Source organism: Microbulbifer sp. YPW1 (assembly GCF_013367775.1).
GTDB lineage: Bacteria > Pseudomonadota > Gammaproteobacteria > Pseudomonadales > Cellvibrionaceae > Microbulbifer.
On sequence record NZ_CP055157.1, the window covers coordinates 3,572,574 to 3,586,501 of the forward strand.

Below are 13,928 nucleotides of genomic sequence, written 5' to 3' on the forward strand. Positions count from 1 at the left end.
CTAATGACGAGTATTACCCCCGTTATTCTTTGTGGCGGCTCCGGAACCCGTTTGTGGCCAAAGTCCCGCAAGATGCTGCCCAAACAATTGCTCAGCCTTACGGGGGAGCAGACCATGTTGCAGCAAACGCTAGAGCGTGTCAGAGGGTTTGAACGGCCGATTATCGTCTGCAATGAAGACCACCGTTTTATGGTTGCGCAGCAGGCTCAAGAAATTGGTTTCGAGTCATTCACCATGATTACCGAACCTGCGGGCCGCAATACCGCGCCGGCAATCGCATTTGCGGCAGTGGCAGCAGCAAAAGAGTGCGAATCAACGAACTTGCTGGTGCTGCCGGCGGACCACCTGCTGGACGACGTAGAGCAATTTCACCAAGCGGTAGATATTGGCCTGCAAGCATCGACTAATGGCGGGCTGGTGACATTCGGTATCGTACCGACAGCCCCGGAAACCGGATACGGCTATATCCAGAAGGCGGAGGGTGACACCGCGGATATTCGTCCGATCGCCCAATTCGTTGAAAAGCCGAATAAAGAAACCGCGGGACAATATATCGAAAGTGGCGAGTACTACTGGAACGCAGGCATGTTCCTGTTCTCTGCGAAAAACCTGCTTAATGAACTGGCGGTGCATGCGCCGGAAATTCACCAGTCTTCTGCCAAAGCCATGGAAAATGCGAGGGTAGAAAGCGATTTCATCAAGCTGAACCTGGACGACGTCAACGCTATTCCAGAAGACAGTATCGACTACGCCGTAATGGAAAAAACTGCTCGTGGCTTCGTGGTGCCTCTGGCCTGCGGTTGGTCTGATGTGGGCTCCTGGTCTTCGCTCTGGGAAGCGTTGGAAAAGGACGAGCAAGGCAACGTCGCACTCGGTGACGTGATTATGGAAGGGTGCAAGAACTCACTGGTATTCGGTGAAGATCACCTGGTGGCAGCGGTCGGTGTCGAAGACCTAGTTATTGTTGACACTAAGAACGCCACCTTGGTGGCACCTAAAGACCGTGCCCAGGAAGTAAAAGCGATCGTCAGCAAAATCAAGACGGCTGGCCGCGATGAACACGAAATTCACCGCGAGGTCGCCCGCCCCTGGGGGAAGTACGATTCCATTGGCAATGGCGAGCGCTTTCAGGTGAAACGCATCACCGTGAACCCTGGAGCCAGTTTGTCACTGCAAATGCATCACCATCGCGCAGAGCATTGGGTGGTGGTTTCCGGCACCGCCATTGTCCAGCGTGATGAAGAGGAGATTATGCTCTCGGAGAATGAGAGCGTTTATATCCCGATTGGCGTGAAACACCGCCTTACCAACCCGGGCCTGCTTCCCCTTGAGATTATCGAGGTCCAAAGCGGCAGTTATCTCGGCGAAGACGATATCGTTCGTTTTGACGATATTTACGGTCGAAAACAGTAGTTTTTGAAATCGAAATAAGGCGTATTCAATTTTTGGGGTACGCCACTTTTCTACTCAACTAACCAAAGACTGTTCGCAGTTAAAAACGAACCTGAGTTGTCAGAATGAAGCAAGGCGTTAAAGAGAAGTACGGTAGGGTTGTTATTGTTGACCCCCAGCTAAAAGACTGTAAGGGGCACAACTACCGCTACGCCAAAGGAATTGCAGAAGAACTGGGCCTGCCGGCCGTTGTACTCTCGCATCAGCAGTTTCATGGTGAAGGTGATGACAGCATCGATGTACATCCTTGCCTGTCATTTGACCAGTACAATAACAGTGCGTTCAAAGACGGCTACCGCCCGAGTTTTTTTGAAAAACTTTCTCGCTTTAAAGATCACGTATTTACGCGACTACAGCAAGACAATGCTATTTGGGATAAGAAGTCTCCACTTGGCACGCTGATAAAAATTTTCGTCGCCGTCGGAAATTTTTTGTGGTTCTTCCCCGCGCTTTTCCACCAGCTATATTTACTCACCTTCGGTCGCGGCACGTCTGCGCACACGGATTTGGCTGCAATACAGCTGAAGGCTGCGTTTCAAGAGGTGGATTTGTGTGAAGGCGACTTGTTGGTAATGCAGACAATGCTCTGGCCTACCTTCGAATCGCTACTTGAGCTTAAAGTTCAAGCCAACAAGAACTATGGATGCGATGCATTGTTTATCGTCCACGAAGACTGGACGATCTATAACACCATGTACGCGCGCTTTTCTCCAGCCAAGTTGGAAAAGCGTGTACTGGAGTCCTTACCGTTTAAGCGTGCAAAGATTATCTCCACTAACAAGCCATTGAGCGACTATTGCCTTGAGTGGTGTGGTTACTATCCGCAGGTCGTCAGCGAGATCAATTTCCCGCTTGAGGACGGGCTACCTCAAAGGAATATTGCGGAATCAGACAAGATAAAAGTCCTTATTCCCGGTGTGTACCGTGGCGACAAGAATTTCGAAAGCCTGGAGCAGTTAATCCCGAGTGCGACTGCGGGGGACAACAAAATTGAATTTTGTATGCACGAATCCGTTATGGCTCGTGTCAGGCTACCTTCACAAAGTAACTGTACCTATACCGGCTATTCCAGTGTCGACGGCGCCTATGCCTGGTTGGAGTTTTTGAGTAGCTTCCACCTTATCTTGATTCCATATGGGGAGGAGTACCGCCACCGCATTTCCGGAATTGTGCACGAGGCACGCCTGTTGAATATCCCGGTGGTCTGTCACAATGAAATCGCCGATGCTAGTTTGCTGGCGGATGAGCGCTGCTTGTACGGCAAAGGCGGCGAAGGCATCGCTGAAGCCATTCGGATTGCCGTAGGCCTTGCCCTTGCAGGTACTGCCTTCAAGGCCGAACGTCCGCCGGCAATCGCTTCACTATTGCAGGATGAAACAGGCTGGATAGAGGGCTTTGACAAGCCCATAGCAGTGCAGGTCAAGCCGGCCTGGACTCGTTGTGGCACTTCCGTAGTGCTAGACACTCAGATGGACTGCCTGGTTGAGCATGGATATTTCGTCATTGAAATTTATGTGAAGACAGAGCCGTGGCAGCTGCGCCAATCTCAGGTGGATGCCTGCTATCAAGTCATGCGGGCAGGCCGTGAGTTTTCTGGCGGAATGGCTGTGCGAGTGCTTTTCAAAAACATTACGTTGCCGCGTATTGCTGCGTACTTTTATAAGTTGTTACGCAAGCGTATTCCTGCATTTTTCAAGCGTGAAAATATACACAGCACATGGTGCGATCTAGATGCGCCCATGACCAGTTTTTTACAGAGCAATAACGTCGAGTTGGCGCTCGTCAACCATATTTTTAACAATGATTTCGCCCGTAAATTTATTCCGGCGAAAAAATTTGTGTGTGAAACCCATGATATTCAGATCAATCAGCTACTGATGCGTCGTCCGGCGTTACGGGAGCGCTACGATGCCGAGCTGGACTACGAGCTACAGCTACTCAATACCTATGATGCTGTTGTAAATCTGAATCGTACGGAACATAAGATTATTGAGCAGGCGGTCGGTGAAAAGGCGTACTTTATTCCGCCGCCAATTATTGCCCGCCCCTTGAAAAAGAGCTACTCAAGTTTGCGGGCTTTGTTAGCGACAGAATCTCAGTTCGAGAAACTAGATGGTCTGCCGGAAAAGTTCGATTTGCTGATTGTTGCTGATGGACACCCTGCCAATATCGAGTCGGTAAGCTACTTCCTTAAACAGGTTTTCGCGCGACTACCAAAAGGAATATCACTCGGACTAGTTGGGACAATAAGTAATTATTTAAACGTGGAACCTGATCTTGCAGCGAGAGTATTCAGTATTGGGTATGTAGAAGATCTCGCAAACCTACATGAGTTCACCCGGTTGACGGTGCTGCCAGACATTGCGGGGGAGGGTATTCCCATTAAGACCAATGAGGTTCTGGCACGTGGATGTCCTTTTGTGGCGAGCGCGCACGCACTGCGAGCTTTTACTGTCGAAGAGCTTGAAGAGAGCATGATTCGCGCATCATCCAGCCCGCAGGAAATGATTGATCAAATTCAATCGCTGCTGAATAGCAAGACTGAGTGGGTGGACATGATGCCCGCAATACTCAGGCTTGCCGGCCACTATACATTGAATGACTATCTGGGAAACTGGAGGGCGGTTCTTGGCCTTTCTCGGGTAAGTAGTGCTCTGAAAAATAATGTCCTTCATTCAGGTAAAGAAACAAATTTAGTATCTTAGGTTCGAAGACATGAGCAATATCTTAATAGTTACCGGGCACGACTTTTCGATCTCAAAAAAACATGGGGGCGACAATGCCCTCGGTGCAAGTGAGCTAAGCGCGTTAAAGCAGTTCTCACGCCAATTTTCTGGTGTGATTACATGGAAGGGGGCTGAGGCCGAGCCAGGTAGTCAACTCGGCTGGGTTGACGGGGTCAGTTATAGCCGGCTTGATGATCTTAAAGCTGCGAACGTAGCACATCGCTTTTTGCTACTTTTTCATGCCCCTGAGACTGTTTTTGCTAACGCATACAAAGTGTCTGAAGGAAATTTGTCCATAGCAATATCAGCTTTAGATAATTGGGCTTCTGCTAACCGAGCTGTACTGCAATTTTTCCAGAGTAATCGTGAAATTAGCGCTTTAGTCAGGACTGCTTCGGCACTTGAGCAGCCAGCTGAATTTGGTCGCATTTGTTGCGATTTGTTGGGAGCTGATATTGATATTTCGGCGGTGAACAGTGAGGATTTTGCCCCCGAGCTGGAGCTTTTGGCTCCACATCTGGTCGAGCGATTTGATATCTACCAGGAGCTTTACGATTGCTTGCAGTTGGCAGCCACTCTCCCGGGAGCTGATCTAGAATACAGCCGGGATCATTTTTCTAGGCTGCGCTATCTTGCAGAAAAAGCAGCGGTATCTCTATTCAAGGAACAGGAAAGTGAGAGTTCTACGCAGGTAAATGACACTCTGGAGAATAGCAGGGCGCTTGATGGTACAGTCAAAGAGCTTCAGGAGAAGAACAGGCATATCGAGGAAGAGTTTGAGCTCTCGATCCTTCAGCTTCATCAGTTGCAGGAAGAGTTAGAGGAGTATTATTTCCGTTACGAGGATTTGAGAGAGAAGCGAGAAGAAGGAACTGCTATAGTCTCTACGCAATCACCAGAGATCCGACAGCGGTCAGTGGATTTTGCAAGGGCAGCAAAGATTTCGATTGTTGGGGCTTACGCGGAAAATGGATACCAAGACATCCATTTAATAATCTCTGATATTTCCTTAGCGGATGGTAGGTGCTTAAAGGGGTTACGTTGCAAGCTGGTGTTAAAGGCAGGTAGCCCTGCTCTGGAATTTCGTAGCAACAGTGAGGGAGCAGGAGAAGCAGAAGCTATTTCCAGCTGGCCTGAACAGATGAAAGACCAGTACGGACAATACATCCTCTTGCTGCCTTCTGCAGAAGGTGAGGATCAGGTTCTGCAGCAAAAAATGCTAGCCTCACTTTCTACAGTTGATCGTGAGTTGCTTTTCTCGGTCGCTAATGTGATCCGGGATCACTTTGCCATGGGATTTGTCCAGGGCGCAGAGGGTTTGCCCCCGGAAGAATTGAGAAGGTGGCGTGGCGCAGCAATCAATCTTGCGCAACAGGCAGAAGAGATCAATAGCTTTCTTACGCTGGATGCGGTGGATCTTAAAGAGGAAATGGATTCGGATAGCTATAATCACTTGTGGTTTGTTCTTCACAACCTTCAATTTGGCAAGAAAAAATTCTCTCGATACGGCTTTAAGCTCGCTGCCGTACCAGAAGACAGTAGCGGGAAACTTATATTTGAGTTCCGGGAGCTGTCAGATAGCACTGCTCCTTTTGAGGCGTGGCCCCCCTCTGAGAGCGATGAATATGGCCACAAACTTTTGGTAGAAGTACAACTTTCAGCAAAGCGCGCAACAGTTAATTTGTCAGACGAAATAACACATTCAGATCTTGTAATGTTGTCTGAAGTTATTCGGTTTTCCCCTTCCTTTATTGAGACTTTGGCGGATAGTGGGCTTAACTCTAGCAGGGGCTGGGAATTTTGGCGTGATAAGGTCGTGGGCCTGAAAGGTAAGCCTATAATTTTCAATACGCATGAGCGTGGTCTAGTAAGACGCGCGATATCCCGGATGCGTCGTTAGACCCTTCACGAGTATTCAAATGACGCGGTCACCAAATCTCTCCAAGCTAGTTATATTAGATCCTGCGTTGATTGCCGCTGGAGGGCATCATGCTGGGTTTGCTCTGATGGCGGCGAAGTCTCATAAGAGGTCTGGTGCTCCATTTGATTTAGAATTTGTTTGTAACGATGCGATTGACGGAACTCTCAAGGCACAGTTAGAAGCTTGTGGCAGTAACGTAAGGCCTGAGTATCGGCTTAATTTTTACCAGGGTTTTGGTGAGTCCAAGCGTGTTAGTGATGTCCAATCCTATATTCGCCAAGCTGCAAGGGAGTATGCCTTAGCGATTAAGCAGACAACGAAAAGGTTCCCAGGCCAGGAGTTAGTTTTTTTTCATCCTAGTTTGAGTTGGGAGCATGCATTCTCGCTATCGTTAGCGCTAGACCTTACTAAGGGCGACGAAGGTGCCGCCCTTCAATTGGTTTGTGCGATGTTTAATCCAGGGTTAAGTTTCGATGGTCGAACCCTAGATTGTTTGACTAGTTTAAACTTCCGCATTGGCTTTGGGGCGCTCCAACAATTTTCTAACGTTCAGCTTTACGCAAGTGATTTTGAGCAAGCAGAGAAGTATGCGAGATTGCTTAACCTCCCGCAGAGCTTGCGATTGCACCCATGTTATCTTGCTGACTGGGAGAACCTGGAAAAGCTGAATGCAGTTAGCGAAAGAAAGTCGACGGATTCTTCTCCGGGAACCGTTATCCTTTATATGGGAGACGCTAAGCGTGACAAGGGATTCCTTGACTTACCGAAGTTGCTGACATGGCTATTAGAAAATGTTGCTGATGACCGGCAGTTCTACATTCAGTTTTCAATACCCTGGCCGGATTCGGAGCTGGAGAAGGTTGCAGAGAAGTTGACTGCAATTGCTGCCTTGCACTGGAACGTTGAGTTGGAATATCGATTCTTAAACGAGTCGGAGCTTCATGAGCGACTTAGTGTTGCTTCCATGTTCGTCTTTAACTACTGCCCAGAGACTTATAGGGATAAGAGTTCCGGCTTCCTCTGGATAGTGGCTTCGTATGGGCTCGCAATTTGTTGCATAGATGGGTCTTGGATTAGCCGGGAAGCAGCGCGATTGGGTGGTAAAGTATTAGATTGCCGAGGAAGTAAGGCTACTTTCTTAGGGTGCGTTAACAAATGGCGTCCTGGTGGACCCGTTCGGTCCTTAGGGAACAATATGTATAGAAAGAATATATATCGAGGGTTCTGGTCGTGGCTCCAAAATGTTTCCAAAGGCTCTACGATATGATTCTCCTTGAAGTAGGTAGAGAAAGGGTATACCAGCATGCTTTCCGTTGAAGTTCTTGAGTGTATAAAAGAGAAGATCCTTTGTTCATGCGTACCTGCTGGCAGTCTTGTTTGTGTTGGCGTTGATGAAGGTGTTCAGGGTGGATGTATCAGAGAAATGGGCTTCGAAAACATCTATTTGGTAGATGCTAGTGAAGTGACTTGTGATCGCCTCAAAAACCGCTTTGAGATGGTTGATAATTTGCATGTTCTGAATAAGGTGGTGGCAGCGACTACTGGGCTTCATAAATTCTACCGTACTAACTGCTCTCGCTTCGACTCTATAAGAAATCCTACTATTGTATCCAGTCTATTTCCCAATCTTGAAGCCTTAGAAGCCCAATCGAGAGAGGCGATATCCCTAAAAGACCTGATTCAGGAGATTCCTCTCTTTGACGAGAAGGCTAATGTATTAATTGTTAATGTGGAAGGGTTGGGTCTTGAAGCTCTAAGAAGGTTGAAAGAAATCGATCTCCTCAAGTTCTCACTTATTGCCGTACCAAGCTTTATTGAGGTCTTTTCTCCCCAAGAAAGAGATGCGTTGGATTTATTTCTTACGCAGAGATCCTTTTACAAGCGTGAGTCCCGATTTGATGGCGCTGTATCTGGAATGAACTTGTACTCACGGGATGAAAGCGCCGTTGTACTACGTTCATTGACCTCTCAAAATGAGCTGTTACAGCAAAAAAATAGGCTGCTCAACGAGCAGTTGGGTGTGTTAAAACATGAGTTGGACGTTAGAAATTCCGATGTCGCTAAGCTGGTCAATCAGTACGATATTTTAACTAAGGAAGTGCGTTCTGGAATTGAAAATGCCGTCAAGCAAGTAGAGGCGTATGTTGCGGTTCAGAATTACTTTGCTGATGATTGCCTTCCGCTCTCATATCACGGATGGCCCATTAGCAGTGATATTGCAGTAAATCTTATCGGAAAAATTGAAGAAAATAAGTACGACTTAATTATTGAGTTCGGGAGCGGAACGTCTACGGTGTTGTTCGCTCGGATTTTAAGCCGGTTTTCTGAGCGAACTCAAGACAGATGCCGTAATTTCAAAAATAACATCGTGACGTTTGAGCATCATGAAACTTATTATTCAAAGACACTTTCTGGACTTAAGAGTGAAGGTTTAGAGCAGTTTGTCGACCTTGTTTATGCGCCACTTGAGCTACAAGAAATAGGAGGTGAAAGCTATAGCTACTATTCTTGTAGGGAAAGCTTAGATGAACTGTCGAAGCGGTATCGTGAGAGGCGCTTGAGTATCCTGGTGCTCGTTGATGGTCCGCCAGGGGCAACGGGACCTAATGCGAGGTTTCCCGCTTTACCGTTACTTTTGGAATATTTAGGTGGCCATAATCTGGACATTGTCTTGGATGACTATGCAAGGAAACAGGAAAAGCAGGTTGTTTCAATGTGGAAGAACTATTTGTCTAATAACGATATACGCTACATAGAAGAAGAGTTTCAGTGTGAAAAGGGTGCGTATTTTTGTCGAGTCAATTCATAAGTTCGGTGAGTGAATCGCATTCGCCGTCAATGTATTTAATAAAATAAGAAAAGTATCTAGTTTGGGGGCATGGTTTTAACTGTGATTAATGTATTTTTTCCTTATTACACTTGTGGTAATGCGGCCCGACAGCAAGAGATCGATTTGTGCCTTGAAAAGAATATAAGTAATAGTGCCATCGATAAATTGTTCGTTCTAATTGATGATAAGACTTCTTTTTCCTCGTCGAACTCAAAGGTCGAAGTTGTTTATCTGGATCAGCGGCCGACTTATTCAAAGTGGTTACAGCTGACAGCGTCAATGAAGCTGGAGGGTGTTTCGGTCCTTTGCAATTCTGATATCTACTTTGACTCAAGTATCGTTGGTTTGTCGGACGTTCTAGGTGTCGAAAGGAGCTTCGTGGCTTTGAGCAGGTGGGAGCTTCTCGGTAATGAGATCAGCCTCCACAAAAACCCTCATTGGTCCCAAGATGTGTGGGCAGTGCGGTGTGGTGAGGAATATTCTCGAGAGCTGCTTCACTCTCTGAATTTTCCAATGGGTGTGCCTCGTTGTGACAATAAAATCGCATATATCTTTGCAATTCAAGGCTGGCGCGTCATCAACCCTTGTCAGTTTATAAAGAGTATTCATGTTCATGAAACACAGCTGCGGGGTTATGATAAGCAGTTGGACTCACGAATTATTGGTGGTGTTTGTTACGTTCATCCAGGGGCTGAAATATGTTCTGATGGGCAATTGGAGCTTGATGTTTGGACTTTGCGGAGCGCTCAGATTGGCTCCGTGCGGTTAAACCGAAGGCTGGAAGAGTGGGCCGTGAGTGATTCTCAGTCTAGTGGTGGTGATGATGTGCTGAATGTGTCAACGCCTGCGGAGGCTGAGGGGCTTAACTTCCGTACTCCGACTGCGACAGAGGTGTTAGCAGCTCAGAAGTTTGGAAAGTGTATTTATAGTAACGAGATTGCGTTCCGGGTCTATCTATACGATAGTGCATTCTATTTTGTGAATCGATATGAGCTGTGCCGACATGTCGTCCTTGAACTGGATGGCGGTCTTTCTGCCTCTGATCTCTCCCCTGAATTGCTTGTTCAGGGTCTAATTCCTGCCGTTCTAACCACTCACTTGCACAAGATCCGCGAGCGCCCGTTGAATAAGGAAGACATTAATTTCTGGCAATACCCTTGCTCAACCGAGCAGCAAGCTCTATCCAATCATTTAGCTTTGTCTGAATCTATTGATGTAGACTGGAGAAATAGAGAAGTAAATCTATATGTCGGTTTGCCTTGGGCTACGTATATCGATAAAAAGTCATTTCCGAAGAACCATATCGATCGGCTCTCAAAAATCGTCGAACAGTATCGTAAGCTGTCTAAAGCCGCCGATGTGACCCTTCGGGTTCATACGGTTTGTCAGCACATTCACTGGGTGCGAATCCTGGAGGTGGCTAGAACCTTGGGCATAACCGACATTCATCTTTCTCATAAAGATTCAAAGAGCTTAGCCGTACAACGAGAAGAAGGCTACAGTTTTAATCTCCATGGCTGGCCTTTAATAGCCGTTAATTATGTGGTTCAGGAGCGATCTAGAGGCTTGGAGTTTCGGACGCCTGAGCGGAAGAATTTGCTTGCTTCATTTATTGGCGCAAATATGCCCCATTACCGATCAGACATCCGTATAAAACTGTTAGAAGCAGCTAGAAAGTGTGATCGTGCGGATGTGTTGGTCGATCTCGGTACAGAATGGCATTTCAATAAAGCCGTTTATGACGAACAAGTTTTAAGTAAAACTGTTGACCCAAAAGATAAGTTGGCAGAAGCAGATAAAACTGCTAGCTATAATCGCGTTATATCGGACTCAAAGTTTTCGCTTTGCCCTGAGGGTGCCGGTCCAAATACTTTACGCTTTTGGGAGTCGATAGCTATTGGGGCGATACCAGTATTGTTTTCGGATGATCTTTCTATTTTGAATGAGTCTCCTGATGGAGTAGAGCTGCTCAAGAATTGTATTGTGTGGACGGAGAAGGATGTCGAAAGCCTTTTTGTGGCTTTGTCCGAGTTTTCAGATGAGTACATAGGTAGTGCGCAAGTGAAATTGTCAACCCTGTATAAGAAGTTTGAGCGAAAAACTTGCTTTGGGTTCAACTCATGAAGGTCGTATTTTATGGCGCGAGTGTAACGGCGCAAAGATTTAACTCTGGATATTACCAGGTGTTACAAGAGCGATTGGCCAAAAGTTCATTGGTAGTCACTATCGATCGAGTCGCGTATGGTGCGAGCCATTTAGATTGGGCTGGGTTTGCAATGATCGATAAAGTTCTCGAGCTCAAGCCCGACATTTGTTTTCTGGATTGGGTAACACCTAGCAGTAGTGAATTTTGTCCCGAAAAAATTCATTTTATAAGTAAGCTGTTACTTGATAGAGGGTGCCTTCCAGTTTGGGTGCTTCTACCTCGAATGGATGATTATAGTTGTAGGCGTACTTGCTGCGATCAACTTAGGAATTATGCGTTAGAACATAACATTCCATGCCATGAACTATTAAAGGAGACAGGCATAGTTCAAGCTGAGTTAGCTGATCTCCTTAGAGACGTTGTTCATACAACAGAGCAAGGTGCAGTAAAATATTCAGAGTATTTTTTCAAGCTTATCCAATATTATTCTGAAATTAGAATAGCTGATCTATATTCTTTGGCGCGGGACACTTATAAATCACATGATGAGGTTGGTGCGCCGCCTGCCATCTACTCGGTTGATGGTGAGGTGTCAATTAAGTCTTCACTTGAAATAAAAGTGATTACGGACCTGGAAACACGAAGTGGCGGCGCGGTTGAGGTATTTCTTTTTGCTAGAATTGGTCCAAGGATACCATGCTTGTCATTTAAGGTTCATACTGATGCGGGTGGTTTGGTGCATAAGCAATCTTTAAACTTTGCCGACCCTTGGTGCTATTACGAGCGCAATATGTTGCTCAGCCTACCTGTGATTCAGCCAGGTCTTCGCACTGAGGTCACTTTTCTATTAGAGGCTGAAAAAGTGGATCCGTTCGAGAGCGTTGATCTTCGTCAGCCTCTAAAAGATCCATCATCAAGCTTTAATGATCGAGTACTTCCCTTCTTTGAAGTTGTGGTTCATGGGGGAAGTGTTAAAGATATAAAGTTACAAGATGTGTGTAATCGATGAATAAAATTTCGAGATAAGCTGATAGTAGCATTCATTCTGCATGCTGCGAATTTACGGGCTTTCTTGCTTGTGTTGCTTCAATATGCCAAGAAATAAATACAATTTACTATGGGTATTGTATTCCTCATGAAAAATTTCAAACCGTCATATGTCTGGCCAAATCCAGCTTTCCCATTTAGAGTTTACTATGAGTCCTCCGATCTTAGGATATTTATTATTGAAAATATTCAACATAACTGGGAGTGGATGTCAGTATATGCTTCAGCGTTTCGAGAAACTGACTACTTCTTCGTATATTGTGGTTGGTATCATAGTGAGGGCTTTGCTAAAGAGGCAGACGAAATATTTTCAATTTTAAAGCTGGATCGAAATAAATTTTTCTTTTTGTTTAACTCAAACTCAGAACTAGAAAACTTTCAACCATATGGCTTCATTGGCGAGGTTATCAATCAAAATGCTTGGTTGGATGAAAGCCTCGTTATGAAACCCATGGAGAATACTCGTAAAATTTACGATGCGATATATGTTGGGCGTTTTAGTGCGTTCAAGAGGCATTATCTGGCTCAGCAAGTGGATAACTTAGCTCTGGTTGCTGGAAATAACCATGGTAACAAGGTCGTAGAGGATATTCCCTCTCATATTTATAGAAACGAGGTTCCTCTCAGTCCGGATGAGGTTTGCCTAAAGATTAATGAGTCCCGATGCGGTCTTATTTTATCTGCTGAAGAGGGGGCCTGTTTTGCTTCAAGTGAATACTTATTATGCGGTGTCCCTGTGGTTTCTACTCTCTCTGAAGGAGGGCGTGACGTTTGGTATGATAGTTATAATTCTATTGTTTGTGATGCTCACCCTAATTCCGTTGCAGAAGCAGTCAGCTTTTTTGTCGAGAACCCACGAGATCCAGATTTAATCCGATCCGCATATTTGGCTAAGGCAAAATTTTACCGATATAAACTAATTGCTAAGTTAGCAGAGATGTTCCACCAGCATGGTCAGTATCAGGTTGATGCGTATGAGTTTTTTCATGAGACCTTCATGCATAAGTTGAGGCGTTCATATCGCCCAAACTTTGAAGAGATATTTGGTGCTAAGTAAGTTTATGATTCGAATTTCAAAATAGTGAGTTTATGAATATTCGTTTTGCCCGGCGGTCGATCATGTGGTGGGAAAATTTTTACAAATTTACTTTGTGACGCTTCATCTGTAGATGATGTTCATGTTCTTTCAGCGGAGGCTGAAGCTATCAAGCTATTTGCAAATACATTAACGATGAAGGTTGCTTATTTAAATGCACTTGACACTTACGTCGAAAGGCATGTGTTAGATGCTAGGCAGATTGTTGAGGGTGTAAGCCTAGATTCAAGAGTTGGTGAGCACTATAATAACCTATCGTTCAGCTATGGTGGATATTGGCTGCCTAAAGAGAAGAAGCGGCTTCTGGAAAATTGCGCCGATATCCCTAAGAAGTTAATTCGCGCTATTGTGGGTAGCAATTCCACTTGCAAGGATTTAATCGCTAAATCTGTATGCAGAGGCAGCCGAAAACAGTTGGTATCTTTCGGTTGGTGATGAAGCCTGGGGCTGACAACTACCGATATTCCTCGATTCAGGGCCGGATCAAACGCATCAAGGCCAAGGGCCTTGAAATTGTGATCTATGAGCCAGCTTTCGATGATAATAGCTATTTTAATTTGCGTGTGATTCAGGGTTTGGAGGAGTTCAAGCGGAGCTCAGATGTGATTGTTGCAAACAGGCTCTCTGATGACTTGGATGATGTGTTCGAGAAGGCCTACTCACGTGACATTTTTAAAAGTGACTGATAGTCGCTGACTCTTAAATTATTT

Annotated in this window: 10 protein-coding genes; all 10 read left to right on the forward strand. The window is 45.7% G+C overall.

The annotated features are described in order from the left end of the window. Positions 1-3 precede the first annotated feature (3 nt). The 10 genes from HUW35_RS14545 to HUW35_RS18755 all read left to right on the forward strand — a co-directional run bounded on the left by HUW35_RS14545 (position 4) and on the right by HUW35_RS18755 (position 13,904). A complete protein-coding gene (locus HUW35_RS14545; RefSeq protein ID WP_181252969.1) occupies positions 4-1,413 on the forward strand; it encodes a mannose-1-phosphate guanylyltransferase/mannose-6-phosphate isomerase in 1,410 nt (469 codons plus the stop codon). 104 nt (positions 1,414-1,517) lie between these two features. Continuing rightward, entirely contained in the window at positions 1,518-4,157 is a 2,640-nt protein-coding gene (locus tag HUW35_RS14550) for a glycosyltransferase family 4 protein (RefSeq protein WP_181252970.1), read from the forward strand. Positions 4,158-4,167: 10 nt separating this feature from the next. Continuing rightward, a complete protein-coding gene (locus HUW35_RS14555) occupies positions 4,168-6,078 on the forward strand; it encodes a hypothetical protein (RefSeq protein WP_181252971.1) in 1,911 nt (636 codons plus the stop codon). Between the two features lie 19 nt (positions 6,079-6,097). Further along, positions 6,098-7,366: a hypothetical protein gene (locus tag HUW35_RS14560; RefSeq protein ID WP_181252972.1), complete on the forward strand. Its 1,269-nt coding sequence runs from the start codon at positions 6,098-6,100 to the stop codon at positions 7,364-7,366. Between the two features lie 36 nt (positions 7,367-7,402). After that, positions 7,403-8,908 carry a hypothetical protein gene (locus HUW35_RS14565; protein ID WP_181252973.1) on the forward strand — a complete coding sequence of 502 codons (1,506 nt, stop codon included), beginning with the start codon at positions 7,403-7,405 and terminating at the stop codon, positions 8,906-8,908. Between the two features lie 81 nt (positions 8,909-8,989). Further along, positions 8,990-11,053, forward strand: coding sequence for an exostosin family protein (locus tag HUW35_RS14570; RefSeq protein ID WP_181252974.1), 2,064 nt, complete (start codon positions 8,990-8,992; stop codon positions 11,051-11,053). Beyond that, the gene (locus tag HUW35_RS14575; RefSeq protein WP_181252975.1) at positions 11,050-12,084 is read left to right on the forward strand and encodes a hypothetical protein; all 1,035 of its coding nucleotides are present in this window, start codon (positions 11,050-11,052) and stop codon (positions 12,082-12,084) included. The genes HUW35_RS14570 and HUW35_RS14575 overlap by 4 nt, the downstream gene beginning before the upstream one ends. Positions 12,085-12,210: 126 nt before the next feature. Further along, positions 12,211-13,179 carry a glycosyltransferase gene (locus HUW35_RS14580; RefSeq protein WP_181252976.1) on the forward strand — a complete coding sequence of 323 codons (969 nt, stop codon included), beginning with the start codon at positions 12,211-12,213 and terminating at the stop codon, positions 13,177-13,179. 45 nt (positions 13,180-13,224) lie between these two features. Next, positions 13,225-13,653 (forward strand): hypothetical protein, encoded by a 429-nt coding sequence (locus HUW35_RS18750; protein ID WP_219932581.1) that lies wholly within the window; start codon positions 13,225-13,227, stop codon positions 13,651-13,653. Continuing rightward, a complete protein-coding gene (locus HUW35_RS18755; protein WP_370464622.1) occupies positions 13,653-13,904 on the forward strand; it encodes a UDP binding domain-containing protein in 252 nt (83 codons plus the stop codon). The genes HUW35_RS18750 and HUW35_RS18755 overlap by 1 nt, the downstream gene beginning before the upstream one ends. Positions 13,905-13,928: the final 24 nt, after the last annotated feature.

What these genes read in the sequence shown, in the direction of transcription:
- HUW35_RS14545 (WP_181252969.1), top strand. Translation starts at nt 4, where the DNA reads ATGACGAGTATTACCCCCGTTATTCTTTGTGGCGGCTCCGGAACCCGT.
- HUW35_RS14555 (WP_181252971.1), top strand. Translation starts at nt 4,168, where the DNA reads ATGAGCAATATCTTAATAGTTACCGGGCACGACTTTTCGATCTCAAAA.
- HUW35_RS14575 (WP_181252975.1), top strand. Translation starts at nt 11,050, where the DNA reads ATGAAGGTCGTATTTTATGGCGCGAGTGTAACGGCGCAAAGATTTAAC.
- HUW35_RS14580 (WP_181252976.1), top strand. Translation starts at nt 12,211, where the DNA reads ATGAAAAATTTCAAACCGTCATATGTCTGGCCAAATCCAGCTTTCCCA.
- HUW35_RS14560 (WP_181252972.1), top strand. Translation starts at nt 6,098, where the DNA reads ATGACGCGGTCACCAAATCTCTCCAAGCTAGTTATATTAGATCCTGCG.
- HUW35_RS18755 (WP_370464622.1), top strand. Translation starts at nt 13,653, where the DNA reads ATGAAGCCTGGGGCTGACAACTACCGATATTCCTCGATTCAGGGCCGG.
- HUW35_RS14550 (WP_181252970.1), top strand. Translation starts at nt 1,518, where the DNA reads ATGAAGCAAGGCGTTAAAGAGAAGTACGGTAGGGTTGTTATTGTTGAC.
- HUW35_RS14565 (WP_181252973.1), top strand. Translation starts at nt 7,403, where the DNA reads ATGCTTTCCGTTGAAGTTCTTGAGTGTATAAAAGAGAAGATCCTTTGT.